Source organism: Kitasatospora sp. NPDC004289, from assembly GCF_053602875.1.
The window spans coordinates 1-25,031 of the sequence record NZ_JBSGEL010000037.1 but is presented as its reverse complement, the minus strand read 5'-3'; the positions used below and the strand labels follow the sequence as shown (position 1 = coordinate 25,031).

Below are 25,031 nucleotides of genomic sequence, written 5' to 3'. Positions count from 1 at the left end.
CGCGCGCCCACGCGGCGGAGCCGCACATCAGCAGAGCCCCGCGCCCCGGCCTCACCAGCCGGTGCGCCCCGGCGTCAGCCTCGCGCGTGGACCCGCCGGGGGAGGGCGAAGACCAGCGCGAAGACCAGCAGCAGACCGGCCGCGACCCACCAGAGGGCGTGCTGGAAGGCGTCCACGAAGACCGGCCCCATGGCCTGGACGGCCGGGTCGGCCGCGTCGACCACCCGGAAGAAGGCCACCGAGGAGAGCCCGAGGCCGAGCGCGAAGCCCAACTGCTGGGTGGTGTTGACGATTCCGGAGGCCGAGCCGGAGTGCTCGCGCGGCACCTCGGAGAGCACCAGGTCGGTCAGCGGGGCCACGATCAGCCCCATGCCGAGGCCCATCACCACCAGCGGGAGCGCCATCTGCCAAGGGGCGATGGCCAGTCCGTACCGGGCGGCCTCGGCGAGGTAGAGCAGGGTGCCGGCCGCCATCACCAGCGCGCCCGCCTGCAGGACCTTGCGGCCGAACCGCGGCACCAGTACCTGGACCGAGATCCCGGCCGCCACCGACACCGCCACCGAGAACGGCACGCCGCTCAGGCCGGCCTTCAACGCACTCCAGCCCAGGCCGAGTTGCAGGTAGAGGGTCCAGACCAGGAAGAAGATGCCGGTGGCCAGCCCGAAGGAGAGCTGGACGCCGATCCCGCCCGCGAAGCTGCGCACCCGGAACAGCGCCAGCTCCACCAACGGCGAGCCGTCCCGGCGGGTCTTGGCCTTCTCGTACGCCACGAACAGCGCCAGCACCGGGACGCTCAGGCCCATCGAGACGAAGCCCCAGAGCGGCCAGCCGGCCTCCCGGCCGTGGGTGAGCGGGTAGAGCAGCATCAGCAGGCCGACGGCGCCGATCACCATGCCGACCAGGTCCAGCTTGAGCGCCTTCGGAGCGCGGGACTCGTCGACGTACTTCAGGCCCATCAGCAGGCCGGCCACCCCGATCGGCAGGTTGACCAGGAAGATCGGCCGCCAGCCGAGGCCGAACAGGTCCCACTCCGTCAGCAGGGCGCCCAGCAGCGGGCCGAGCACCGCGCCCATCCCGACCATCGCGCCGAACATCCCGAAGACCTTGCCGCGCTCCTCGGCGGGGAAGGAGACGTGGATGATCGAGAGCACCTGGGGCACCATCAGTGCGGCCGTGGCGCCCTGCAGCACCCGGGCGGCGACCAGGACGTCGGGGCTCCAGGCCAGGCCGCACAGGGCCGAGGCCAGGGTGAAGCCGGTGATGCCCAGCAGGAAGAGCCGCTTGCGGCCGTGGATGTCGCCGAGGCGCCCGCCGGTGATCAGGCCGACCGCGAAGGCCAGTGCGTACCCGGCGGTGATCCACTGGAGCGCGCCGAAGCCCGCGCCCAGGTCCTGCTGGATGCTCGGCATGGCGATGTTCACGATGGTGACGTCGACCAGGTCCATCAGGCTGGCCGTCATCACCACCGCCAGCGCCAGCCAGCGCCTGCGGTCGGGTGCGACGGGAGGCGTCCCGGCGGCATCGGCGGGCGGCGCCGCGAGGACGGCACCGGTGTCGGTGGCGGATGGCATGGTGGGGACTCCTTCGGCAGGGACGCCGCGCGTCGGCTGGGAACGCTCCGAAGGTAGTGGCCATCTAGGTCAGATCCTGGCCGCTTGGTCCGCCATGCTGGATCCCATGACGGACACCCCGGCGAGGCTGCTGAGCCTGCTCTCCCTCCTCCAGACCCCGCGCGAATGGCCCGGCAGCGAGCTGGCCGACCGCCTGCGGGTCAGCCCGCGCACCATCCGCCGCGACATCGAGCGGCTGCGCGAGCTCGGCTACCCGGTGGAGGCCACCAAGGGCGCGATCGGCGGCTACCGGCTGGTGGCCGGGGCCGCGATGCCGCCGCTGCTGCTGGACGACGAGGAGGCGGTGGCCATCGCGGTCGGCCTGCGGGCCGCCGCCGGGCAGGCGGTGGAGGGCATCGAGGAGGCCTCGGTACGGGCGCTGGCCAAGCTGGTCCAGGTGCTGCCCGCCCGGCTCAGGCACCGGGTCGGCTCGCTCAACGCGGCCACCGTGCCGATGGTCGGGTCCGGTCCGCGGGTCGACCCCGAGGTGCTCACCGTGCTGGCCGCGGCCGCCTCCGGCCGGGAGCGGCTGCGCTTCGGCTACCGGGCGGGGGACGGCGCCGAGACCAGGCGGCTGGTCGAGCCGCACCGCCTGGTGGCCGCCGGGCGGCGCTGGTACCTGGTCGCCTTCGACAACGAGCGGGACGACTGGCGGATCTTCCGGGTCGACCGGGTGAGCGGGCCCCAGCTCACCGGTGCCCGCTCGGCTCCCAGGGAGCTGCCCGCCGAGGACGCGGGCGAGTACGTCCGGGCCCGGCTGCACGCCCGCCCCCGGACCTACGAGGCGGTGGCCGTGCTGCACGCCCCGCCGGAGCGGGTCCGCGAACGCCTCGGCATGGCGGAGGACGAGCTGACCGCGCTGGACGGCGGACGCACCCTGCTGCGCACCCGGTCCGACTCGCTGGAGTGGATCGGGATCCGGCTGGCCACCCTGGGCTGCGAGTTCGAGGTCCGCGAGCCGGCCGAACTCGTCGACCACCTACGCGAACTGGCCGCCCGCGCGCTGCGGGCGGCCGAGGTGTCCGAGTCCGGCTGAGGGCGGGTCAGATCACTTGCCCAGCGCGGCGACACCGGCCTGGGCGAACTTCTCGTCCAGGTCGCCGGAGGGCGCACCGGCCACGCCGATGCCCGCGATCGGGGCGCCCTTGTCGGCGACGGGGGCGCCACCGCCGAGGAAGAGGGTGCCCGGGATGTCCTTCAGGTTCGGGGCCTGGGCGAGACGCTTGGCCAGCTCCGAGGTCGGGGCGTTCCAGGAGACGGCGGTGAACGCCTTGCGCTCGGCCGACTCGTAGGACTGCGGGCCGGCGCCGTCGCCGCGCAGGGTGACCACGGTGTTGCCGTTGCGGTCGACGACCGCGACGGAGACCCGCTGGTTCTCCTTCTTCGCGGCGTCCAGCGCGGCCTGGGCGGCCTTGGTGGCGGCCTCGACGGTCAGGTGGGTGCTGGTGAAGGTGTCGTTCTTCTTCACGTCGGCGGCCTGCACGGCCTGGGTGGCCTGGGTGCTGTCGCTCTTCGGCGCGGCGGTCGCGGAGAGCGCGCCGACGGTGCCGGCCCCGGCCAGCGCGAGGACGGCGGCACCGGTCAGGACGCGGACCCGAACAGTCTTCTTCTGCATGCCACTTGCTCCACTCAGGATCTGGGGGAACCACCGGCTCCCGCTCTCACCATCGATCCTCGCCCCGGAACCGCCCCCTCCCCGTCGACGCCCCGGCCGACCCGGGGGTCATCCGATCGGCTGACCCCCCACCACCCACCCGGCCTCCGGGGGACACGCCGCCGGGCGGGCGAGGGTACGCACCGGCGCCGCGCCGGGCGGATACTTCTAGAGGCCCCTGGGCCTCAACGGCCCTTCGAACCAGCAGGGACGGAGCCATGCGCGAGAACCCCGAGAATCCCGAGTTCCCCGAGGACTACGACGACTTCGAGGCGGAGGCGGCGCCGGTCGTCCAGGAGGCGGTGGACGCCGAGCGCGACGCCGCCGACCACCTGGGGGACGACTACGAGCAGCTGCGGGAGCGCCGGGCGCTCGGCCACGAGGACGCGGACGACGCGGACGCGGCGGAGCAGAGCCGGGTGGTCGACCTGGACGAGGAGGAGTACCGCTGACGGCCCGCGGTACGGACGGCGGTACGGCCTGGGGTACGGCCGACGACAAGTGGTCATAACGGGTCGGAAGGTTAGAATCCGGGCATAACAGCCTGGCGCACGGATCGCCGCGCACACCGGCGGGGCGACCGTTCGCCGAACGGAGGTCGACGATGACCAAGCGATCCACGGGCTCGATGACCAAGCTCCGCACCGGCATGCAGGAGATGCTCCAGCGCCGGTCCATGACCGCCGATCCCGGCATGCGACCGCCGGTCACGGGCGGTGGCCCGATGGCCGGCGGCACGTCCGCCCCGCACTTCGGGGACACCGCCTTCAGCCACGGCGGGCGCCGCTCCTTCGCCGCCCCGGCGATGGCCTCCGGCCCGGCCCACCACGCCGAGCTGCCCGGCCACCGGCACCGGGGAGCGGAGAAGCACTCGGCCCACTGATCCCGGCCCACGCGACGGCGCGGGGGCGGCACCCGGCAGGACCGGGTGCCGCCCCCGCGCCGTTCCGCTCCCCGCGCGGCGGCCCCGTGGCGGTAGGGTCCGAGCGGACCCCACGACTGAAGGAGCGTCATGCCGGAGGAGCTCAAGCCCCGCGAGGAGTGGCTGGCCTCGCTGCCCAGGTCCTACACGGGGTCGGGCTGTCTGCTCACCGACCCGGACGGGCGGGTGCTGATCGTCAAGGCCGGGTACCGGGAGCACTGGCAGTTCCCCGGTGGCACCGTCGACCGCGGTGAGGACGGAGCCCGCTGCGCCGCGCGCGAGCTGGAGGAGGAGACCGGGATCGTCCGGGAGGCGGGACCGCTGCTCGTGGTGGCCTGGACCCACCCCTCGGAGGAGCTCGACCACCCGGCCGTGCACTTCCTCTTCGACCTGGGCACCATCGCCGCCGACACCCCGGTCGTGCTGCCCGAGGGCGAACTGGACGACTGGCGGTGGGCGCCGGTCGAGGAGGCCCTCGAACTGCTCGGCCCCAGCCGCTCGGCGCGGCTGGCCGGCGCCCTGGCGGCCCGTGCGGACGGCCGCACGCGCATCGTGACCAGCCCCGAATCCGGCTTCTGACGCAGGAGTCCACCAGGACCCCGGGAGTCCACAGGGCCCCCGGGGGGCTCCGGGGCCCCTGCGGTCACTTGCGGAACACGTACGCCGCCGAGACCGGGACGCCGAGGTGCTTGGCCCACTTGGGCTTGAGGGCGGTCCACCGCTCCTCCACCACGGCCTCCCGCATCTCGGCCAGCTGCCAGCCCTCGCCCAGCGCGGCGGTCAGGTGGTCGCTGACCAGGTGCAGGTGGGTGTCGATGGCCAGGTCGGTGCCCTCGGCGGTGGTGAAGTGGGTGGGCATTCCGGCGCTCATGATGAACTGCGGGTGCAGGCCGACCAGGACGCAGAGCCCGCCCGGGGAGGCCAGCCGGTACGCCTCCCGGTAGAGCGGGGCCAGCTCCGGCAGGTGCTCGTCCACCAGCGAGGAGATCACCAGCCCGTACTGCCCCTCGGGCAGCCCGGTCTTCGCCAAGTCCCCCTCCAGCAGCACCCGGTGGGCGCCCCGGGTCCGTGCCCTGTCCAGCATCTCGGGCGTCAGGTCCACCCCGTCCACCGCGCCCACCCCGCGGGCCCGCAGCCAGGCTCCGGTCCGCCCCGTCCCGCACCCGAGGTCGGCGGCCTGTTCCACCTGGGCCCAGCGGGGGGCGGAGAGACTGTCCAGTACCGCGAGGTCCATCAGGTCCTCGACCGTGTCCTCGTAGCTCGTCACCCACTGGCCGTATCCGGTCCGGACGTCCACGGTCGGGTAGTGCCGGGTGTCAAAGTTCGCGAATTCCACCATACTTCGCAGTGTTCACGACCCGGCGGCGGAGCTGCCAGCGATTTTCCCGAAGGGCTCGACGGTGCAGCTGCTGACCTTCCCCGAGGCCCGGGTGCCGGCCGAACTGCGGTCGCAGGTATGGCGGTTGCAGGAGGCCGCCTGGCCCAGCGGCGGGGCCGACCCGGGCACGAGCCACGATCCGGCGCTCGCCCCGGAGAGCCTGCTGCTGGTGGCGGACGGCCGGGTGCTGGCCGCGCTGGACCTGCTCGGCAAGGAGATCGACCACGACGGCGCCCGGTACCGCGCCCGCGGGCTGAGCTGCGTGGTGACCGACCCGGCGGAGCGCGGCCGGGGTCACGGCGGGCGGCTGGTGCGGGCCGCGCTGGAGGTGGTCCGGGGGAGCGGGGCGGACCTCGGGGTGTTCAGCTGCGACCGGCCGCTGCTCGGCTTCTACCGGGCGGCCGGATGGCGGGAGTTGGCCGGTGCGGTGCTGGTCGGCGGGACCCCGCAGGACCCGTTCCCGACCGACCGGCCCGGCTTCGACAAGGTGGTGATGGCCGACCTGTGCACCGGGCGGGCCCGCGCGGCGTCCTGGGAGCACCGCCGGATCGGGCTCCATCCGGGCACGGTGGACCGCCTCTGGTGAGGCGACACGTGGTGACGTTCCGTCAGAACAGCCACAGCTCCCGGCCGAGCGAGTCGGTGCAGCGGACCTGGACGAAGCGGTCGTCGCCGGCCGCGAGGAAGCCTCCGGCCACCCCGGCCAGCACCTCGCGGGCCACCGGGTCGGAGCGGCTCCAGGCCCCGGTCAGGACCAGGGTCTTGCCGTCCAGCTCGGCGCGCTGGATGCGGGCCACGGCGGCGGACAGCAGCGCCGCGTTCACCTCGTCCAGCTCGGCGGCGGACAGGTACGTCTCACCCGTCCCGGGCCCGCCCTCAGCGGCCGCCAGCCGGCGGCGCAGCTCGGGCAGCCCGTAGTGGCGGACGGCGGCGATCGAGTCCTCCACCGCGACCAGCCAGCGCGGCCCGGGGCTGATCTCCCAGCAGACCTCGTCGTCCACCGGCATCAGCTCGCCGATCCGGGCGTGCCAGAGCTCGGAGCCGTCCGGCGCCGACGGGTCCGGCGGCCCGACCGGCAGCGGGCGGTCCCGTTCGGCGTCCGGCTTGGCGCTCAGCGCGAGGTCGACGGTGTAGCGCAGCGCGTGGCCGTCCGCGTCGAGCACCCGGACCCCCAGTACGGCCCAGTGCAGCGGGGCGGGGAGGACGAAGACCTGCCGCTGGTCCGTCAGGCCCATCGCCCGCAGGGCGGGCGCCAGGTGGTAGCGCATCCCTTCGGCGAAGAGTTCACGGGCAGCCGTCATCGCAGGTCCTCGGGGGTGGGGGGTGTGGTTCGTGCACTGTCAAAGCTAGGCGTCGGGGCCGCCCCGGGGCTGCGGGCGAACGGCGTCGGCCGACGGGCCTTAGGTCCCGCCGGCGCGGGCCGTTCCTCCCGGTGCCGCTGACGCCCCCGTCACGGCGGGACCGGAGCGGCCGCCCGCTCCTCCCGGCGGCCGGACCGGAGCGGCCGAACCGGTCCGGCACCGGCCCCGGATGGCGCATGATGTGGCGGGTGCACAGCTCCCACCCCCGACCCGGCGGCCCTCCGCCCGACCTCGCCGAGGCCGTACTGGCGGCGCAGGACGGCGACGAGGAGGCGTTCCGGCTGCTCTTCCGGACGGTCCAGCCCGGCCTGCTGCGCTACCTGCGGGTGCTGGTCGGCGGCGGCCCGGAGGACGCGGAGGACATCGCCTCCGAGACCTGGCTCCAGATCGCCCGCGACCTGCGCGGCTTCCGCGGCGACTCCGACGGCTTCCGGGGCTGGGCGGCGACCATCGCCCGGCACCGGGCCATGGACCACCTGCGCCGGGTCCGCAGACGGCCGATCGCCGACCTCCCGGAGGAGTACCTCGCCGAGCTGGCCGCCGCCGAGGACACCGCGGGCAGCGCCGTCTCGGCGGTCTCCACCGCCGACGCGCTGGCCATGATCGCCGAGCTGCCGCCGGACCAGGCCGAGGCGGTGCTGCTCCGGGTGGTGCTCGGCCTGGACGCGCCCGGCGCCGCCGCGGTGCTCGGCAAGCGGGCCGGCACCGTCCGGATGGCCGCCCACCGCGGCCTGCGCCGGCTGGCCAAGCGCCTGGAGGGCGACGGCCCGGCCGGCGGCCCCGCCGAGGGCTTCCCGGCCCAGCGCCGCACGCCCGTGGAACCGCCCCGCACCCGCCCCGCCGCCGAGCAGCCGCCGCCGCCCCGGAAGGGCCGTCCGCCGCGCCGGCTCGGCCGCGCGGGCCGCTCCGCGCCGGAGCCCGGAACGGGATCCGGGAAAACCTTTCCGCCGGGTGTGACACCCGAGCAGGCCGTGACGCTGAAGGACATGAGATGAGCACCAACCGATCCCGACGGATCGACCGCGACACCGCCGAGCAGTTGCTCGCCGGTGCCTCGGGCGCCCGCGCGACCGGTCCGGAGCGCCTCGCCGACCGCACGGCCCCGCCGGGCCACGCGGAGCTGGCCGGGCTGCTCGCCTCCGCGGCTGCCCCCGAAGCCGGCGGTGGTGAGCAGCCCGGCGAGCAGGCGGCGCTGGCGGCCTTCCGGGCGGTGCGCACCGACCCGTCCACCGCGACCACCGCCCGGAGAACGACCGTGAGCACCACCGTCCGCGTGCGGGCCTTCAGCGCGAAGGCCCTGCTGACCGCCTGCGCGGCCACCGCGCTGGGCGGCGTCGCGGTGGCGGCCGGCACCGGCGGTCTGCCGCACATCCCGGGCCTGCCCGGCGGCGGCCAGGCGGCGCACGCCCCCGCCACGCCCTCGGCCTCCGGCTCCGCGGGCACCGGTGCGCGCACCGGCACTTCCCCCTCCCACCACGAACCGCAGGGCTTCGGCGTCTCGCACGCGGCCACCGCGCCGCCGTCCGGCTCGGCCGCACCGTCGGCGATCGCCCCCGCCCCCGCCTCCCCGGGCACCGACCAGCGGGCCGAGCTCTGCCACCAGTTGGCCGTGGCGCTGGACGCGGGCGGCAAGCGCGTCCTCCTGCTGGCCGAGCCGCGGTTCGCCCCGCTGCTGGCCGCCGCCGGCGGTGCCGACGGGGTGGCGGCGTACTGCGCGGCGCCCGCCGCCGACCAGGACGGCAAGGCCTCCTCCCACGGGCCCGAGCTCCCCGCACTCCCCTCGGCCACCGCCTCCTCCGGCGGCCGCAAGGCGACCGAGAAGCCGGCCGAGAAGCCCGGCGGCAAGCCGACGGACAAGACCTCCGAGAAGCCCACCGCCAAGCAGGACGGCACCCCCGAGGAGCAGAGGACCGCGGGGCAGCCGGAACAGACCCGCCGGTGACCCGAAGACGCCGCGCCGCCGGTGCGCGGGTCGGTCCTTCCGGCACCCGACCCCAGCCCCCGCACCAGGACAGGACCCGCAGGTGACCACCAGCCCCCGGACCAGGGCCGCCCGCCGGGCCGTCCCGCCGCCCGACGAACCGGTCTTCGTGGACGCCTCCGGCCGCCGCCAGCGACTGGTCCGCCGCGCCGGCCGACTGCTCGTCATACCCGCGGTCGGCTACCTCGCCCTGCTGCTCAGCAGCCTGCTCGGCGGCCCGTCCGTGGACGCGCCGTTCCTGCCCCAGCAGCACGCCGAGCGCCCGCCCGCCCCGGCCGTGCCCGCCGCCCCGGCGGGCGGCACCACGTCTGACGGTCCGTCGGCCCCGGTCTCCGCCCAGTCGGCCACCCGCACCGGCCAGGCGGTCCTCCCCGCCCGCCCCGCCCGCACCACCGAGGCCCCGTCCGCGACCCACTCCGCGACGGACCAGCCCTCCGCCCCGGTCACCACCCCGACCGCGGGCCCGGGCAACTCCGGCAACACCCCCGGCCACGGCCGCCCCAGCACCGCCCCGAGCCGGAAGCCGAGCAAGACCCCGTGACCACCACCCGCACCGCTCCCACCCCCGGCCACCGCTCCCGGCGCCGCAACGGCAAGGGCCGCGGCCGCCGCGCGGCGGTCCGTCAGGTCCCGCTGCGCACCCACTGGCTGCTGCTGACCACCCTGGTGCTCACCCTCACCGCCGCGCTGCTGCTCCAGGGCTGGACCCACCAGCTGTACGGCGGCACCCCCGACGGCGCGGCCACCGCGAAGGGCGACGGCGGCTCCGTGCCCGCCGCGGTCCGGGACGGCGGCCCGGTGATCGACGGCGGCGCGGCGCCGCCCCGCTCGGCCCGGCCGGCCGACCGGACGGTGGCGCTCACCTTCGACGACGGCCCCGATCCGGTCTGGACCCCGCAGATCCTGGACGTGCTCCGCCGCCACCAGGTGGACGCCACCTTCTTCGTGGTCGGCTCCCAGGTGGCCGCCCACCCCGAGCTGGCCCGGCGGATCGTCGCCGAGGGCCACGAGCTCGGCGTGCACACCTTCACCCACGCCGATCTGGCCGCCGTCCCCGAGTGGCGGCGCTCGCTGGAGCTGAGCCAGAGTCAGCTGGCGCTGGCCGGCGCGGTCAGCCGGACCAGCTCGCTGCTGCGGCCCCCGTACTCCTCCTCGGCCGCCGCGCTCACCGACGCCGACTGGGAGGCCGTCCGGAAGGCGGGGCAGGACGGCTACCTCGCCGTGCTCACCACCCTGGACAGCGGCGACTGGCGCCGTCCGGGCGTGGACCGGATCGTGGCCGACGCCACCCCGCGCGGCACGGCCGGCGAGATCGTGCTGATGCACGACGCGGGCGGCGACCGCAGTCAGACGGTGGCCGCCCTGGACCGGCTGATCCCCGAACTCCAGGCCCGCGGCTACCGGTTCGCCCCGGTCGGCGACGCGCTCGGCCTGCCCCGCCCGATGGCCCCGGCCCCGGCCGGGGACCACTGGCGCGGCCTGGCCCTGCTCGGCGCCCTGACAGCCAGTGAGTGGGTGCTCCGGGTGCTGGGCTGGCTGCTGTTCGCTGCGGGCGCGGTCAGCGTGCTGCGCGCGGTCGCGGTGGTGGTGGCGGCCCGGCGGCACAAGCGGCTGCGCGGCCGCCGCCCGTGGGGCCCGCCGGTGACCGAGCCGGTCACCGTGATCGTCCCCGCCTACAACGAGGTGGCGGGCATCGAGGCGGCCGTCCGCTCGCTGCTGGCCTCCGACCACCCGGTGGAGGTGATCGTGGTGGACGACGGCTCCACCGACGGCACCGCCGACCTGGTCGAGTCGCTGCGGCTGCCGTACGTCCGGGTGATCCGGCAGCAGAACGCGGGGAAGCCGGCCGCCCTCAACGCCGGTATCGCCGCCGCGAGTTGCGAGCTGCTGGTGATGGTGGACGGCGACACCGTGTTCGAGCCCGACGCCGTCCGGATGCTGGTGCAGCCCTTCGCGGACCGCCGGGTCGGCGCCGTCTCCGGCAACGCCAAGGTGGTCAACCGCGGTGGCCTGCTGGGGCGTTGGCAGCACATCGAGTACGTGGTGGGCTTCAACCTGGACCGCCGCCTGTTCGACCTGGCCGAGTGCATGCCGACCGTGCCGGGGGCGGTGGGCGCCTTCCGCCGCTCGGCCCTGCTGCGCCTCGGCGGCGTCGGCGAGTCCACCCTGGCCGAGGACACCGACCTCACCATGGGCCTGTGCCGGGCCGGTTGGCGCGTCGTCTACGAGGAGCGGGCCCGCGCCTGGACGGAGGCCCCGGCCTCGCTCGGCGCGCTCTGGCGCCAGCGCTACCGCTGGTGCTACGGCACCCTCCAGGCGATGTGGAAGCACCGCGGTGCGCTGGCCCAGCGCGGCCAGGCCGGGAAGCTCGGCCGCCGCGGCCTCGGCTACCTGCTGCTCTTCCAGGTGCTGCTGCCGCTGCTGGCCCCGGTGGTGGACGTGTTCGCGCTGTACGGCCTGGTCTTCCTCGACCCGGGCCGCATCCTCGGGCTCTGGGCAGCCTTCCTGGCGCTCCAGTTCGCGATGGGCGCCTACGCCTTCCGCCTGGACGGCGAGCGGCTCGGCCCGCTCTGGACGCTCCCGCTCCAGCAGTTCGTCTACCGGCAGCTGATGTACCTGGTGGTGATCCAGTCCGTCTGCACCGCCCTGGCCGGATCCCGGCTGCGCTGGCAGCGGATGCAGCGGTACGGCAGCCTCCAGGTGCCCCCGGCGGGCGGCTGACCCCTGCCGGACAACCGCTATGGTGCACGGGTGCGCGGCCACCGGGCCGAGGCGACCGGGCGGCGCGGAAGGGGAGTGGTCGGGGTGATCGGCCGGATACTGAACGGGCGTTACGAGCTGGGCGAGGTCCTCGGCGTCGGCGGCATGGCCACCGTGCACCGCGGGCACGACCACCAGCTCGGCCGTCCGGTCGCGGTGAAGCTGCTCAACGGCGGCCTGGCCGACGACCCCCGGTTCGCCGAGCGCTTCGCCCAGGAGGCCCAGAACGCCGCCCGCCTGGTGCACCCGAGGATCGTCACGGTCTTCGACTCCGGGGTGGACCAGGGCTCGCCGTACATCGTCATGGAGCTGGTCCACGGCCAGACGCTGGGCCGGCTGATCGCCGACACCACCTGGCTCCCGGTGGAGCGCGCGGTCGGCATCGCGGCCGCGGTCTGCGAGGCCCTGGAGGTCGCGCACGCGGCCGGGCTGGTGCACCGGGACATCAAGCCGGGCAACATCATGATCACCCACGACGGCGGGGTGAAGGTGGTGGACTTCGGGATCGCCCGGGCCGGCTCCTCCGGCGCCCAGCTCACCCAGGCCGCCCAGGTGCTCGGCACCGCCTCCTACCTCTCCCCGGAGCAGGCCACCGCGAGCCCGCTGGACGGCCGCTCCGACCTCTACTCGCTCGGCTGCGTGCTCACCGAGATGCTCACCGGGGCGCCCCCGTTCGGCGGTGACAACTCGGTGGCCATCGCCTACCAGCACGTCGGCGCCCACCCCGCCCCGCCCTCCTACCGCCGCCCCGGACTCAGCCCGGCCCTGGACGCGGTGGTGCTCCGGCTGCTCGCCAAGAACCCGGCCGACCGCCCGGCCGACGCCGCCACCGCCCGGGCCGAGCTGCTCTCCGCCGTCCCGCTGCACGGCCCGGCCGACCGCACCAGCGAACTGCTCGCGGCCACCCAGGTGATCCCCCCGGTCACGGCGGTGCCCGGCCAGGTCCCGTACGGCGGCGCCCAGCAGGCGACCTCGGTCATGCCCCCGGTGCCGCACCAGGCCGGCTTCCCGGCCCAGCCGTACGGCGCCCAGCCCTACGGCGCCCAGCAGCAGTACGACGCCCAGCCCTACGAGCCGTACGAGGAGCCGCCAGCCCGGCGGCGCAACCCGCTGCTCTACGCGGGTGCCGGGGTCGCCGCGATCGCCGCGGCGGCGGTGGTCGTGGTGCTCACGGCGGGCGGCCCGGGCAAGGGCGCCCCCAAGGCGGCCCCGAGCCCGACCGCGCCCGCCTCGGCCTCCGCCAGCCCCTCGCCCACCCCGAGCCCGACCCCTTCGGCCAAGCCCAGCCCGAGCACCAAGCCCTCGCCGAGCGCCAAGCCCGGCCCGGGCACCGCGCTGTCCGCGCTGCGCGCCGCCGTGGCCCAGAGCGAGTTCGACCGGGACCGGGACAGGCAGCAGGACCTGCTGGAACGCCTGGACGAGGCCGCGGACGCCCTGAACGACCGCCAGACGGACGACGCCGCGCGCTCGCTGAGGGACGCTCAGAAGCTGGTCCGCGACCTGGGCAAGCGGCACGCCATCGACACCGAGACCAGTGTGCTCTGGCAGGCCAAGATCGGCGCCGTCCTGGCCCTGGTCGGCTGATCGCTCAGGCCCCCTCGTGCCGCTGGTTCCGGTGGCGGCGCCCCCGGCCCGGCTCCTCGGCCCGCGCCTCGGCCCGCTCGGCCAGCCGCTCGTGCAGGCGGCGGCTGACGGTGGTGGCCCCGGCGGTCAGGAAGACCAGGGTGTAGAGGATCTGCAGCATCACCACCACCCGGGCCGACTGCCCGGACGGGGTGACGTCGCCGAAGCCGACCGTGGCGAGGGTGACCACGGTGAAGTAGAGCGCGTCGATCCGGGTCGTCAGCCCGGTGAACTCGTGCGCCAGCGCGTAGTACGTGGAGGCGAAGACCACCAGGGTCAGCGCGCTGAGCAGCAGGATCGCCATCGCCGGGCGGCCTGGCAGGCCGAGGTACTCGCGGCGGATCTCCCGGAGCAGGTACCCGGCCAGCACGGTCAGCGCCCCGGCGAAGGTCAGCCAGCTGGGCACCGGGTGGTGCGGGCCGAAGGCGCCGAGCGGCACGGTGAAGTAGGCCACCAGCAGCGCCGCGGCCCCGCCCGCCCCGAACAGCCAGCCCACCCGGTCGACCCGGTGCCCGGAGCCGTCGTCCTCCTCCGACCCCGTCACGGTGCGGCCGCTTCGCCCGGCCGTTCGCCCGGCCGCTCGTCCAGCAGTTCCAGCACCGCCAGCCCGCCCAGCAGGGCGAAGCCGGTCCAGAAGACCACCATCCCGGTCGGGTAGCTCCAGAACACCAGCACCAGCGCGGCGGCCGCCACCCCCGTCCACCCCAGCCAGGCCTTGTACCGGTGGACGAAGCGCCCCACCGGACCGAGCCGCAGCCCGGCCCGCGCTGCGGTGGTCCGGACGGCGCCGAAGCCGGCCGCCCAGAGCCGCCGTACGGTCCCGGCCCACCGCCCCGCCCCGGTCAGCCAGGCGCCGAGCGCGACCAGCACGCCGAGCGCGACCACCGCCCGCACGGTGGTCCGCAGGTAGTGCACCAGGGCGTCGAAGACGGCCGCGGCGGCGTCCTGGCTCACCCCGGCCGGGAGCCGGTCCAGGTAGAACGCCCGGCCGACGGCGAGGCCCAGCCCGAGCAGCGCCGCCCCGCCGGCCACCAGCAGCGCGGCGGTGACCAGGGCCCGGCGCCGCCGCCCGGCCAGCAGCACGCCGCCCGCCGCGATCAGCACGGTGAGCACCGGCAGCCAGAAACCGGCCAGGTCGAGCAGCCGGAAGGCGGTCCGCGCCTTGGGGATGGCGTCCGACTGCACCAGGACGTAGTCGGTGTGCACCTCGGGGATCTTCGAGGCCACCCCGAGGCCCTGGGCGACCAGCCGGTTCTTCACCTGGTCGATCAGCGGGGCGAGGTCCAGCGTCACGGTGTCGCCCTGGACCTCGACGGCGCCGCCGCCCTCCCCGGTGAGCAGTCGGTCCACGGCGGCGTGCGCGTTCCGGTTGACGGTCACCCAGACGGTGGCGAAGGCGTCGCTGTCCACCACCTTCTCGACCTGGCCGTGGACGAATCCGGTCAGGCCGTTGGTGAGGGTGGAGCCCAGGGCGCCGAGCGCCTTGTCGAGCAGCGGCCGGTCGGCGGGGGCGACCTGCTCCAGCAGGGTGTCGACCGGCAGGTACTTCATCACTTCGGCGGTCACCCGGTCGGTCACGGCGGCCCGGATCGCCGGGTCCTCGGCCAGCGGCGCCATGGTGGCCACGTACCGGTCGGTGTCGCCGACCTCGGCCCTGGTCCAGGCGGCCACCACGCTCAGCGGGGTGAGCACGGCGGCCAGCAGGACCAGCAGGACGGCGAAGGCGGACCTGACGCGGTGCCGGCGGGGCGGTGCCTGCCGCTCCTCCAGCAGGGCGAGCCGACGTCGCAGCTCCTCGACCTCGGTGGAGCCGGTCGGGTCGGCCATCCGTACCTCCTGCGGTGTGGATCGGTGCACACCAGGAGATAACAGAACTTTTCCGACAGCCAGTCAGACCGCGGCCGGACACGGCAAAGCACCGGGCCGCCGGTCCGTCCCCGAGGGGAGGACCGGCGGCCCGGTGCGGACCGGCCGTGGTGGCGGGTCAGGCCTTGTTCTGCTGGCCGCTCGGCTCGGCGGCCTTGGTGATGACGGTCGGCTCGACCGCCTGGCGGGGCTGCTCGGTGGCGGTGCTCTGCGCCGTGCCGCCCGCCGGGGCGGCCGGGGTGCCGGCGGCCTGGGCGTCGTCCTCGCGCAGGGCCTTGGTCTCGGCCTTCAGGATGCGCATCGACTTGCCGAGGCCGCGCGCCATCTCGGGCAGCTTCTTCGAACCGAAAAGCAGGATGACCACAGCCAGCACCACGAGAAGGTGCCAGGGCTCCAGACCGTTGCGCAGCATCCCTGACCACCGGTCCCTTCGGATTACTCGCTGTTTCATGGGTCGGGCGAACTTGCCCCACCTCGGCCAGTATGCATGGCCCGCCCGGCCGACGTATACAGCGGTCCTGAAACATCGGGCGAAAACCAGGTGTTCACGTGAGCGTTGCCCGCCCAGTGGTCTGGACCAGCTCCGGCTGCCCGGCCGAGGGCTCGGCGGCCTCGTCCGCCGGGGCGGGAACGGGCAGGTCACCCAGCATGCGGTGGGCCAGGAACGCCCCGAGCAGCATGGTGACCAGGCCCACCGCGGCGGCCAGGTGCATGCCGTCGGCGAAGGCGTCCCGGGCGGCCGTGAGCAGCTGCCCGCCGAGCTCGCCCGGCAGCTGCGCCGCCACCGTGACCGCCCCGCCCAGGGTGTCCTGGGCCACCGCCGCGAGCTCGGCCGGCAGGCCGTTCGGCAGGCCGCCGTCCAGCCGGGCGGAGTAGACCGCCGCGCCGGCCGCGCCGAGCAGCGCGATCCCCAGCGAGGCGCCCAGCTCGGTGGCGGTCTCCGAGACCGCCGAGGCGGCGCCGGCCTGCTCGGGCGGTGCGGCCGAGACCACCAGCTCGGCGGTGAGCATCATCGCGGCCACCGTCCCGGCGGCCAGCACCCCGGCCGCCACCAGGATCAGCGCCAGCGGGGAGTCAGGACGGACCTGCGTCATCAGGGCGAACCCGGCGGCGGCGATCACCAGACCACCCGTCAGCCGCACTCCCGGCCGGACCTTCCCGGCCAGTGCCCCGGAGGCCCCGGCGGTGACGAAGACCCCGACGCTGGGCAGCAGTGCCCACAGCGAGGCGGTCAACGGGGCCATCCCGCGCACCAGTTGGAGGTACTGCGAGGTGTAGAGAGTGAAGCCCATCATGGCCAGCATGGTGAGGGTGTTGACCACCACCGCGCCGGAGAAGGTGCGGTTGCGGAACAGCGCCGGGTCGACCAGCGGCGTGGCCGCCGTCCGCAGCCGCCGCACCAGCGCCCCGCCGAGCAGCACCCCGGCGGCCAGGGCCGCCGCGGCCCCGGTGCTCCAGCCGTCCACCGCGAAGTGCTTGATCCCGTAGACGGTGGGAAGTACGGAGGCGACCGCGAGCAGTGCGCCGGCCAGGTCGAAGCGGCCGGGCTGCGGGCTGCGGTACTCGGGCAGCAGGAACGGGGCGGTCAGCAGCACCAGCGCCATCACCGGGAGGGCGGGCAGGAAGACGGCGCTCCAGGTGAAGTGCTCTAGCAGCAGCCCGCCGACCACCGGTCCCAGGGTGGCCCCGGCCATGGTCGCGGCGCCCCACGCGCCCATCGCGGCCGTGCGCTGCCTGGGGTCGTGGAACATGTTGCGGATCAGCGCCAGGGTCGAGGGCATCAGCGTCGCCCCGGTCACCCCGAGCAGGGCGCGGGCCGCGATCAGCTGCCCGGCGCCGTCCGCGGTGGCGGCCAGCACGGAGGCGGCGGCGAAGCCGAGCGCCCCGGCCATCAGCAGGCGGCGGCGGCCGATCCGGTCGCCCAGCGCGCCCATCGGGATGAGCAGCCCGGCCAGCAGGAACGAGTAGATGTCCATGATCCAGAGCTGCTCGGTGGCGCTGGGCCGCAGCTCGGTGCTGATGAAGGGGACGGCGAAGAACAGGATCCCCATGTCCGTGGCGATCACGAGGGTCGGCAGGAGCAGGACGGCGAGGCCCGTCCATTCGCGGCGGCCGGCGAGGCCGTGGGTTGTGGTCACGAGAAGAACCGTACGGGCGTGTCAGACAAATGTCTAGTACGGATGTGCAAGACATCCGTCTCGCCCGCGGCGTACGCTTCCGGGCATGGGAAATCGTGAGGACCTGCTCGACGGCGCCAAGCGCTGCCTGTCAGAGAAGGGCTACAGCCGCACCACCGCACGGGACATCGCCACGGCGGCGGGCGTCAGCCTGGCCGCGATCGGCTACCACTTCGGTTCGAAGGAGGCGCTGCTCAACCAGGCGATGATGGAGGCCATCGGCGGCTGGGGCGACGCCGTCGACGCGGCCACGGCCGGTGTCGGGGGCACGCCGCGGGAGCGGTTCGTCGCCGTCTGGGACGGGATCCGGTCGACCATGGTCGAGTACCACGGGCTCTGGGCGGCGCAGTTCGAGGTGATCGCGCGGATGGACGACCTGCCCGACATCCGGGAGCAGTTCGCCAAGGTCCAGCGGCTGGCCCGGCTGGAGATCGCCCACATGGTCAGCGGCGAACGCGCCCCCGAGAGCGAGGACGAGGTGCTCCTCGGCGCCTTCTACCAGGCCCTCCTCGCCGGCACCGTCACCCAGTGGCTCGTCGACCCGGCCCAGTCCCTGACGGGCGAACAGATGCTGCGCGCCCTGGACCTCTCGGCCGGCCGCGTCCTGGGGTGAAACCCCCGGGGGCGCGAGGAACTGCGCGAGTGCGGAAGGCGGCCCAGCGCCAGATCGGGGCACGTCAGCCAGTTGCACGTGCTGCCGTTCCCCGGCGCGCCCCGCGGCGGAGCCGCACATCGGCAGAGCCCCGCGCCCCCGGCATCACCACCTACGTCCCTCGCGCCCCCGCTGGAGCAGTCCGGCGTGCACCCTGGCGGGCCCTCGCCGAAGGTGGGTGGCATGGCGACGTATCAGAAGTTCATCGGCGGGTTCGAGGTCAACCGGGGCCTGCTGGCCACCGGGGTGGTGCTGACCGGGGTGGGTGCGCTGGTCGGCCTCGCGGGTACCGCGATGGTCGGGGCGGCGCTGCTCTCGGCCGGCCGCGGCTGGGTCCGGCAGCTGGAGACCCCGCCGGGCGAGATGGCCCAGCGCACCTTCCAGCACGCCCGGGCGGCCTCGATGGCGGGCTGGGACGCCTGGCGCGCGGAGCACCCGCAGCACCCGGGGCAGCACAACTGACGGACGGAACACGAGGATTGGGCAGCGGGCCGATGGGGGAGCGGCCCGCTGCCGCACGTCCGGCGGCGGATCGTGGGGGATGCCGCCGGGCGTGGTCGGGGGGACCTACAGGCCGAGCGACTTGGCGACGATGGTCCGCATGACCTCGCTGGTGCCGCCGTAGATCCGGAAGACCCGGTTGTCGGTGTAGAGCCGGGCGATCGGGTACTCCAGGATGTAGCCGTAACCGCCGTGCAGCTGCAGGCACTTGTCGATCACCTGGGAGGCCGACTCGGTGCAGAACAGCTTGGTCGCGGCGGCGTCGGCCACCGTCAGCTGCCCGTTCTGGTAGAGCTCCAGCGCCCGGTCCACCATGGACTCCTGGGCCAGCACCTGCGCCTGACAGTCCGCCAGGCTGAACTTGGTGTTCTGGAACTCGGCCACCGCCTGGCCGAACACCTTGCGGTCCTTGACGTAACTCACCGCGAAGCGAACCGCCGCCGCAGAGGAGGCGTACGCGCCGACCGCGATGGCCAGCCGCTCCTGGACCAGGTTGTGGGTCAGGTAGGCGAAGGCCTTGCCCTCCTCGCCGAGCAGGTCGCCCACCGGCACCTTCACGTCGGTGAAGGAGAGTTCGGCGGTGTCGGAGGTGCGCAGGCCGATCTTCTTCAGCTTGCGGCCGACGGCGTAGCCCTCCGAGGTGGTGTCCACGCAGAGGATGGAGAGCCCGGCCCGGCGGTCGGCCGGGTCGTACGGGCTGGTGCGGCAGATGACCAGCACCAGGTCGGCGAGCACGCCGCCGGTGATGAAGGTCTTGGCGCCGTTCAGGACGTAGTGGGTGCCGTCCTCGGAGAGCCTGGCGGTGGTGGCGATGCCCGCGAGGTCGGAGCCGGCGCCCGGCTCGGTCATCGCGATGGCGGTCATGATGTCGCCGGAGACGAAGCCCGGCAGCCAGCGCTGCTTCTGCTCCTCGGTGGCGTACTCCAGCAGGTAGGGCAGCACCAGGCCGGTGTGCACGCCCGAGGAGCCGAAGGTGACGCCGGCCCGGGCGCACTCCTCGCTGACCACGGCCTGGTACTTGAAGCCGGTCTGGCCCGCGCCGCCGTACTCCTCCGGGACCTCGATGCCGTAGACGCCGAGCGCGCCGAGCTTGCGGTAGAAGTCGCGGGGCGGGTGGCCCTCGTTCTCCCAGCTCTCGTAGACCGGCACGACCTCCTTGGCGATGAAGTCCCGGATGGTCTCCCGGAAGGCCTCGTGGTCCTCGTCGAACACGGTGCGGCGCACGGCGGCGCTCCCTTCGTGGCGGCCCGGAGGCGGCTCTGATCGCGGCTCAAGTTAATCGGCGGTAGCTTCCGGTGTCCAGCACTTCCTGATCCCGTCCGTCCCGTGTTCGGGCTTCGGACGGACCGTCAAGTGAATCGTTGCTACCCTGGCCGGGCGGTTTCGCGGAGTGCTCGGGTGCGGTCGGCAGGGGGCGAGGGTGGCGACGAGGCGGCCGCCGGGGCGGAAGGCGCAGATCCTGGGCGTCGCGGGGGAGCGGTTCCACCGGGACGGGTACCACCGGGTCTCGATGGCGGAGCTGGCGGGGGAGTTGGGCATCACCGCCCCCGCGCTCTACCGGCACGTGCCGGGCAAGCCCGAGCTGCTCCGCCAGGTCCTGGACTCGCACCTCCGCGCCCTCCGCGAGGCGGTCCGGGCCGGCTCCTCCGCGCCGACCGAGCTCAACCCGCCTGGCGGGACGGCCGCGGTCGAGAGCGTTGACGAGGCAGGAGCGGTGCCCGGCGGGCCGTCCGCCCTGGCTGCCGCCCTGGCCCCGGCCGCGATCGACCACCGGGCACTGGGCACGCTCTGGCAGCGGGACGCCCGGCTGCTGCCGCCGGCCCAACGGGCCCTGCTGCGTCGCGAGTTGCGCGCCGAGGTGGCGGCCATGGCCACCACCCTCCGCCGCTCACGGCCCGAACTGACGCTCCCGGACGCCGAGTTGCTCTGCTGGTCGGCGCTCTCCGCGCTCGGCGGGCTGTCGAACCACAGCTTCGTGCTGCCCCGGCGGCGGTTCGAGCGACTGCTCGGCGAGCTGACCACCGCGGTGCTGTCGACGCCGCTGCCGTCGTCGTCGTCCAGGCCGTGCTCCGTCGCGGCGGACGGCCCGCCGCCCCCGGGCTCCCGCCGGGAGGAGTTGCTGACCGCCGCCGTCGTGCTGTTCCACCGGTACGGCTTCGACAACGTGACCACGGACCGGCTCGGCGCGGCCGTCGGCATCGCCGGGCCGAGCGTCTACAAGCACTTCGGCACCAAGGCCGAACTGCTGGCCGCGGCCCTGGAGCGCTGCCGGGAGCGGCTGCGGCAGGAGGTGTCGGCGCCGATGGCGGCGGCGGGCGGCCCGGCGGCGGCGCTCGCGGCCGGGCTCGGGGCGTACGTGGACTTCGCACGCCGGCACGGCGACCACCTGGGCGCGATGGTCAGCGAGACGGAGCGGCTGGCCGCGCCGGACCGGCGGGCGGCGGTCGCCTTCCGCCGCGAGTTCCTGCGCACGTGGGTGGAGTTGCTCCGGCGGGTCCGGCCGCAGTACGGCCCGGCCGAGGCCCGGATCAGGGTGCACGCGATGTTCGCGCTGGTCAACGACGGGGTGCGGGGCGGCTGGGCCAGGCCCGACCTGACGCAGTGTCTGACCGATCTCGCCGCAGCAGTGTCGGGCCTGACCGCCCTGGACATGGAGCAGGGGCGGGCCCGGCCGGGCCCGCCCCTGCGGGGTCACCACGACGAGGTGGGTCAGTACAGCACGAACGGGTAGTACACCGAGTGCGTGAACGCGCCGTTGCCCTGGATCACGCCGATGCCGCCGGAGTTGCCGGCCACCCCGGCGCTGTTGTTCTGGTTCGCCGCGCCGGAGCCGGTCGCGGCCTGCTGGGTCGCGTTCCCGTTGCCGTTGACGCTGCCGACGATGTTGCCCGAGCCGGTGTTGCTCACCACGCTGCTGTTGGAGCCGTACGCGGCGCCGGCGCCGTTGTCCGCGTGGGCGGTGCCGGCTCCGAGGAGCAGAATGGCGCCGAGGGCGGTGACGGTGGCGGCTGCGCGAATTCGGGACACGGTGGTCTCCCTGCTAACTGGTGCGAATGTGGCGCGTTCGGGGTGGCCGCCCCGTAACGTGCCGGTGCCTGACGTCGCGTGACCAGCATTCCCCAGTCGGCCGATTGACTTCAATGGCCGCCCGGCCGGTTCGCCCGAACGAGTAACGGGCGAGTCACGGACGTGGGGGGCGGCAAATGTCGAAGGGGGTCACTCCGGTTGATTTCCCCCCTCCTGACCTGCGGTTCCGTCGCCGACTCGGCGGCGAACTCGGGGCCAGGTAACGGTAAAGCGAAAAGCCTGGTAGGTGGATTGTCCGACTGGCAGACTTGGGCCTCATGTCGGAAGACCTTGAGCCCGGTCGGCAGCCGGAACGGAATCTGCGCACGACCGAGGTGGACCTGGGGGGACTGGTCGGGGTCCTGGCCACCCATCTCTACTCCACCCCATTGGTGGCCCTTCGCGAACTCGTCCAGAACGCCCATGATTCGCACACCCGCAGGAGTTTGGAGGCGCCGGGCAGCACCGTCGGCGCGGTGATCCGGGTGGGGGCCGATCCGGCCCGGCGGACGATCCGGATCGAGGACTCCGGGGCGGGTCTGACCGAACCGGAGATCCACGCCTACCTCGCCACCGTGGGCAGTGGATACACCAGACTTCTAAGGGAATTGACGGGTAGTCAGGAACTGATCGGCGCATTCGGCCTCGGCTTCCTCTCGGCCTTCTCGATCGCCGACGAGGTCACCGTCACCACCACCTCGCACCGCGAGCCCGGGGTCGGCCACCGCTACTCCAGCAGGGGCGGTGAGCAGTACGCCGTCGAGCCGGTGGGGCCGCGGGCCGCCCCGGGCACCCTGGTGGAGCTGCTGCTCAAGCCCGAACACGCCGCCCTGGCCGACGAGTACACCCTGCGCGAGGTGCTCACCCGGTACTGCGTACTGCTGCCGGTCCCCGTCCTGGTCGGCGACGACCCGAACCCGGTGAACGACCTCCCGGTCCCCTGGCGACCGGAACGGGCCCTGCCCGACGGGGAGTCGGAGACGGCCCGGCTGCACTTCGCGGCCGGCTTCGGCCGCCGCTTCCCGCCGCTCGCCACCCTGCCGGTCACCCCGGTGGACGGCGCGAGCGACGCCGTCGGCCTGCTCTGGGTGCAGGACGGCGGCAGCTACGGCTCCACCGACAACCGCGAACTCGCGGTCTACCTGCGCGGCATGCTGCTGACCGAGGACGCCCGGGACCTGCTGCCCACCTGGGCGGGCTTCATCGGCGGCGTGATCGAGTCCGACCTGCTCACCCCGACCGCCAGCCGGGAGGACCTGCAGCGCGACGGGCACTACCGCGCGCTCCAGCAGGTGCTCGCCGACGCCATCGTGGACGGCCTGTACGAGACCGCCCGGCTCCACCCCGCCGTCTGGCGGCGGATCCTGACCCGGCACGGCCAGGAGCTGCTCGGCGCCGCGCTCTGCGACGAGCGCCTCTTCACCCTGCTCGCCGACGACGTGCCCGTGCCCACCTCCCAGGGCGAACTGACCGCCGGCGCGATGCGGGCCGCCGGGGACGGTGCGGTGCACGTGGCGCTCGGCTCCGAGGGCGGCTTCGAGGAGATGCTCTACCGGGCCATGCAGGTGCCGATCGCCCGGGGCGACCGGTACGCGGTGCTGCCCTTCCTGCGTCGCTACGCCCGCCAGCGCGAGTGCCGGCTGGTCGAGCTGGGCGGCGAGAGCGGCAATCGCGAGCTCTTCCGCGATCCCGAACGGCCTTTGGCGGCCGAGGAGTTCGGCTGGCTGACGGCAGCCCTGACGGATCCCGGCGAGCAGCTGGTCCCGGCCCGGTTCGACCCGCCGGGGCTGCCCCTGGTGCTGGTGCCGGACCGCGAGGCGGAGCTGAAGGCGCGGCTGGAGGGCGAGCAGGCCGAGAGCCGCATCCCCTCCGCCGCGCTCCGGCTGGCCCGGGCCTTCACCGGCCGCACCGACGGCGGTGTCCGGGCCCGGCTCTACCTCAACCTCTCCGCCCCGTCCGTCCGTCAGCTGCTGACCGCCTACCGCGCCGGGCACACCGGCAGTGCCACGGCGGCCGGGCTGCTCCGCTCGCTCAAGGTCATCATGGCGGCGGCCTCCGGCTCGTCCGCCGGCGACCTCACCGCCGCGCTCGGCGGCATCGGCACGGCAGTGGCGGCACTCACCGCCGAGGTGTCGCCCGCCGAGGTGCCGCACGCCACGGTCGCCGATGTCCCGGCCACCGATGTCCCGGCCACCGATGCCCCGGTCGAGGGGGAGGACGCATGACCACCGACATCTGGGCCTGGGTGCACGACAGCCACGCCCGGCTGGTGGAGGCCGGTCACCACCGGCTGGCCACCGCGCTGGCGGAGATCGCCGGCCACGCCGTCGAGGGCCGCAACGAGCAGCTGGACGCGGTCTTCCCGGAGGCGCTGGCCTCGGCCCGGGCGCTCGGCCTGCCCTGGGTGGAGGTCTTCCTGCGGCACTGGCGGCTGCAGAACCTGCTGAACAAGCGTCACCAGGGCGAGGCCGCCCTGGCCGAGGCGGTCTCCCTGCTGGAGTTCGCCCACCGCCCGGAGACCGAGGGGTGCCCGCAGGCGGTCTGCGCCGTCCAGGACTTCACCATCTGCCACGCCAACATCGACGGCCCCGGCTACGTCCCCGAGCGGCTGGCGGTGCTGGAGGAGGCGCTCGCGCGGGTGGAGCCGGCCCGGGCCTGCTTCGACTGCCTCTCCCGGGAGTACGCCGACACCCTGGAGGACGGCGGCCGCCCGGAGGAGGCGCTGGCCCACCTGGACCGGGCCCAGGCCCGCATCCTGGCGGCGGGCGAGCAGGTCTCGCTGGCCTTCGGGCACGGCCGCGCCTCCGCGCTGCACCGCCTCGGCCGCCACCAGGAGGCCCTGGAGGCCTACCGGCTGGCCGAGTTGGCGCAGGTGGCGGCCCGCCGCCGGCTGGACGAGGACGACCGCCGCAAGCTGGCGGTGGGCCGGGCGCTGGAGTTCGCGGCGCTCGGCCGCCGCGAGGAGGCGCTGGGCCAGCTCCCGGACGTGGAGGAGGCGGAGGCCTACGCCGACATCCGGCTGCGCTGGGCGGCGGCGGTCGAGCTGCTGGCCGGTGCCGGGGGCTACCCGAACGACACCGAGCTGGGTGTCCGGCTGGCCCACTGGGTCGGCTACCTGGACGCGGCCGGTTCGCACCGCCCCTGCCTGGACCTGCTGCTGATCGCCGGGCGGCTGGCCGTGGCGCGCGGCGCCCGGGAGGTGGCCCGGACCCTGGCGGCCACCGGCGGGCGCAAGCTCGCCCACCTGCGCAGCCCGGCCGGGGTGTCCCGGCAGCTGGCCGCCCTGCGGACCGCCGCCGACGCCCTGCCGCCCGCCGAACTCCCGGTGCCGGTGCGCGAGGTGAAGCGCTGGATGGCCGAGCACCCGGGCGAGGTGCCCCCCGAGCGGGCCGCCGACCTGCTGGCGGCCGCCCACGCCGCCGACCCGCGGGGCGGCCACCTGCCCGCCCTGGCCGGCGCGCTCGGCGCACTCGGCCACGC

General features: G+C 74.8%; 24 protein-coding genes and 1 pseudogene. 15 read left to right on the top strand and 10 right to left on the bottom strand.

Features of this window, described 5'->3' with window-relative positions:
* Nucleotides 1-74: 74 nt before the first annotated feature.
* Nucleotides 75-1,571 carry an MFS transporter gene (locus ACWEPF_RS24120; RefSeq protein WP_452174112.1) on the bottom strand — a complete coding sequence of 499 codons (1,497 nt, stop codon included), beginning with the start codon at nucleotides 1,569-1,571 and terminating at the stop codon, nucleotides 75-77.
* A gap of 106 nt (nucleotides 1,572-1,677) precedes the next feature.
* Here ACWEPF_RS24120 and ACWEPF_RS24115 point away from each other — a divergent pair, with 106 nt between their 5' ends.
* Nucleotides 1,678-2,646, top strand: a complete 969-nt coding sequence (locus ACWEPF_RS24115) for a helix-turn-helix transcriptional regulator (RefSeq protein WP_452174111.1) — start codon at nucleotides 1,678-1,680, stop codon at nucleotides 2,644-2,646.
* A 12-nt stretch (nucleotides 2,647-2,658) separates the two neighbouring features.
* On the opposite strand, the gene ACWEPF_RS24110 is transcribed toward ACWEPF_RS24115, so the two are convergent.
* Entirely contained in the window at nucleotides 2,659-3,225 is a 567-nt protein-coding gene (locus ACWEPF_RS24110) for a GlcG/HbpS family heme-binding protein (RefSeq protein ID WP_452174110.1), read from the bottom strand.
* A 257-nt stretch (nucleotides 3,226-3,482) separates the two neighbouring features.
* Between ACWEPF_RS24110 and ACWEPF_RS24105 the strand changes: the two genes are divergently transcribed.
* The 3 genes from ACWEPF_RS24105 to ACWEPF_RS24095 all read left to right on the top strand — a co-directional run bounded on the left by ACWEPF_RS24105 (nucleotide 3,483) and on the right by ACWEPF_RS24095 (nucleotide 4,765).
* Nucleotides 3,483-3,716: a hypothetical protein gene (locus tag ACWEPF_RS24105; RefSeq protein WP_452174109.1), complete on the top strand. Its 234-nt coding sequence runs from the start codon at nucleotides 3,483-3,485 to the stop codon at nucleotides 3,714-3,716.
* Nucleotides 3,717-3,868: 152 nt separating this feature from the next.
* Complete coding sequence (locus ACWEPF_RS24100) at nucleotides 3,869-4,147, top strand: hypothetical protein (protein WP_449797887.1); 279 nt, start codon at nucleotides 3,869-3,871, stop codon at nucleotides 4,145-4,147.
* Between the two features lie 129 nt (nucleotides 4,148-4,276).
* Complete coding sequence (locus ACWEPF_RS24095; protein ID WP_452174108.1) at nucleotides 4,277-4,765, top strand: NUDIX domain-containing protein; 489 nt, start codon at nucleotides 4,277-4,279, stop codon at nucleotides 4,763-4,765.
* A gap of 64 nt (nucleotides 4,766-4,829) precedes the next feature.
* Here the strand turns inward: ACWEPF_RS24095 and ACWEPF_RS24090 are convergent, their stop codons facing one another.
* Nucleotides 4,830-5,525 (bottom strand): class I SAM-dependent DNA methyltransferase, encoded by a 696-nt coding sequence (locus ACWEPF_RS24090; RefSeq protein ID WP_452174107.1) that lies wholly within the window; start codon nucleotides 5,523-5,525, stop codon nucleotides 4,830-4,832.
* Nucleotides 5,526-5,586: 61 nt separating this feature from the next.
* Between ACWEPF_RS24090 and ACWEPF_RS24085 the strand changes: the two genes are divergently transcribed.
* Nucleotides 5,587-6,150, top strand: a complete 564-nt coding sequence (locus tag ACWEPF_RS24085) for a GNAT family N-acetyltransferase (protein ID WP_452174106.1) — start codon at nucleotides 5,587-5,589, stop codon at nucleotides 6,148-6,150.
* Between the two features lie 22 nt (nucleotides 6,151-6,172).
* On the opposite strand, the gene ACWEPF_RS24080 is transcribed toward ACWEPF_RS24085, so the two are convergent.
* Nucleotides 6,173-6,865 (bottom strand): hypothetical protein, encoded by a 693-nt coding sequence (locus ACWEPF_RS24080; RefSeq protein ID WP_452174105.1) that lies wholly within the window; start codon nucleotides 6,863-6,865, stop codon nucleotides 6,173-6,175.
* A gap of 248 nt (nucleotides 6,866-7,113) precedes the next feature.
* On the opposite strand from ACWEPF_RS24080, the gene ACWEPF_RS24075 reads away from it, so the two are divergent.
* The 5 genes from ACWEPF_RS24075 to ACWEPF_RS24055 all read left to right on the top strand — a co-directional run bounded on the left by ACWEPF_RS24075 (nucleotide 7,114) and on the right by ACWEPF_RS24055 (nucleotide 13,250).
* Entirely contained in the window at nucleotides 7,114-7,920 is an 807-nt protein-coding gene (locus tag ACWEPF_RS24075; RefSeq protein ID WP_452174104.1) for an RNA polymerase sigma factor, read from the top strand.
* Nucleotides 7,917-8,867, top strand: a complete 951-nt coding sequence (locus tag ACWEPF_RS24070; protein WP_452174103.1) for a hypothetical protein — start codon at nucleotides 7,917-7,919, stop codon at nucleotides 8,865-8,867. The genes ACWEPF_RS24075 and ACWEPF_RS24070 overlap by 4 nt, the downstream gene beginning before the upstream one ends.
* Before the next feature lie 82 nt (nucleotides 8,868-8,949).
* Complete coding sequence (locus ACWEPF_RS24065; RefSeq protein ID WP_452174102.1) at nucleotides 8,950-9,447, top strand: hypothetical protein; 498 nt, start codon at nucleotides 8,950-8,952, stop codon at nucleotides 9,445-9,447.
* Nucleotides 9,444-11,627: a bifunctional polysaccharide deacetylase/glycosyltransferase family 2 protein gene (locus tag ACWEPF_RS24060; protein WP_452174101.1), complete on the top strand. Its 2,184-nt coding sequence runs from the start codon at nucleotides 9,444-9,446 to the stop codon at nucleotides 11,625-11,627. The genes ACWEPF_RS24065 and ACWEPF_RS24060 overlap by 4 nt, the downstream gene beginning before the upstream one ends.
* A 30-nt stretch (nucleotides 11,628-11,657) precedes the next feature.
* Nucleotides 11,658-13,250 (top strand): protein kinase domain-containing protein, encoded by a 1,593-nt coding sequence (locus ACWEPF_RS24055; RefSeq protein WP_452174100.1) that lies wholly within the window; start codon nucleotides 11,658-11,660, stop codon nucleotides 13,248-13,250.
* Between the two features lie 4 nt (nucleotides 13,251-13,254).
* Here the strand turns inward: ACWEPF_RS24055 and ACWEPF_RS24050 are convergent, their stop codons facing one another.
* From ACWEPF_RS24050 to ACWEPF_RS24035, 4 genes are all read right to left on the bottom strand, one after another.
* The gene (locus ACWEPF_RS24050; protein ID WP_452174099.1) at nucleotides 13,255-13,833 is read right to left on the bottom strand and encodes a potassium channel family protein; all 579 of its coding nucleotides are present in this window, start codon (nucleotides 13,831-13,833) and stop codon (nucleotides 13,255-13,257) included.
* Nucleotides 13,830-15,116: a hypothetical protein gene (locus ACWEPF_RS24045; RefSeq protein WP_452174098.1), complete on the bottom strand. Its 1,287-nt coding sequence runs from the start codon at nucleotides 15,114-15,116 to the stop codon at nucleotides 13,830-13,832. The genes ACWEPF_RS24050 and ACWEPF_RS24045 overlap by 4 nt, the downstream gene beginning before the upstream one ends.
* A gap of 157 nt (nucleotides 15,117-15,273) precedes the next feature.
* On the bottom strand, nucleotides 15,274-15,567 hold the full coding sequence (tatA, locus tag ACWEPF_RS24040; RefSeq protein WP_452174097.1) for a Sec-independent protein translocase subunit TatA: 294 nt from the start codon (nucleotides 15,565-15,567) through the stop codon (nucleotides 15,274-15,276).
* Nucleotides 15,568-15,700: 133 nt separating this feature from the next.
* Nucleotides 15,701-17,293 carry an MFS transporter gene (locus tag ACWEPF_RS24035; protein ID WP_452174096.1) on the bottom strand — a complete coding sequence of 531 codons (1,593 nt, stop codon included), beginning with the start codon at nucleotides 17,291-17,293 and terminating at the stop codon, nucleotides 15,701-15,703.
* 85 nt (nucleotides 17,294-17,378) lie between these two features.
* Here ACWEPF_RS24035 and ACWEPF_RS24030 point away from each other — a divergent pair, with 85 nt between their 5' ends.
* Together ACWEPF_RS24030 and ACWEPF_RS24025 are read left to right on the top strand one after the other, a co-directional pair.
* Nucleotides 17,379-17,945: a TetR/AcrR family transcriptional regulator gene (locus ACWEPF_RS24030; protein WP_452174095.1), complete on the top strand. Its 567-nt coding sequence runs from the start codon at nucleotides 17,379-17,381 to the stop codon at nucleotides 17,943-17,945.
* 222 nt (nucleotides 17,946-18,167) lie between these two features.
* Nucleotides 18,168-18,446, top strand: coding sequence for a hypothetical protein (locus tag ACWEPF_RS24025; protein WP_345290979.1), 279 nt, complete (start codon nucleotides 18,168-18,170; stop codon nucleotides 18,444-18,446).
* A 105-nt stretch (nucleotides 18,447-18,551) separates the two neighbouring features.
* On the opposite strand, the gene ACWEPF_RS24020 is transcribed toward ACWEPF_RS24025, so the two are convergent.
* Nucleotides 18,552-19,709 (bottom strand): acyl-CoA dehydrogenase family protein, encoded by a 1,158-nt coding sequence (locus ACWEPF_RS24020; RefSeq protein WP_345290978.1) that lies wholly within the window; start codon nucleotides 19,707-19,709, stop codon nucleotides 18,552-18,554.
* A 196-nt stretch (nucleotides 19,710-19,905) separates the two neighbouring features.
* Here ACWEPF_RS24020 and ACWEPF_RS24015 point away from each other — a divergent pair, with 196 nt between their 5' ends.
* A complete protein-coding gene (locus tag ACWEPF_RS24015) occupies nucleotides 19,906-21,216 on the top strand; it encodes a TetR/AcrR family transcriptional regulator (protein ID WP_452174094.1) in 1,311 nt (436 codons plus the stop codon).
* On the opposite strand, the gene ACWEPF_RS24010 is transcribed toward ACWEPF_RS24015, so the two are convergent.
* A complete protein-coding gene (locus tag ACWEPF_RS24010; RefSeq protein WP_345290976.1) occupies nucleotides 21,195-21,512 on the bottom strand; it encodes a hypothetical protein in 318 nt (105 codons plus the stop codon). The two genes, ACWEPF_RS24015 and ACWEPF_RS24010, sit on opposite strands and share 22 nt — an antisense overlap.
* A gap of 317 nt (nucleotides 21,513-21,829) precedes the next feature.
* On the opposite strand from ACWEPF_RS24010, the gene ACWEPF_RS24005 reads away from it, so the two are divergent.
* Together ACWEPF_RS24005 and ACWEPF_RS24000 are read left to right on the top strand one after the other, a co-directional pair.
* A complete protein-coding gene (locus tag ACWEPF_RS24005) occupies nucleotides 21,830-23,776 on the top strand; it encodes an ATP-binding protein (RefSeq protein ID WP_452174093.1) in 1,947 nt (648 codons plus the stop codon).
* A pseudogene (locus ACWEPF_RS24000) lies at nucleotides 23,773-25,031 on the top strand (hypothetical protein); the annotation flags it as partial. The gene ACWEPF_RS24005 and the pseudogene ACWEPF_RS24000, both read left to right, overlap by 4 nt.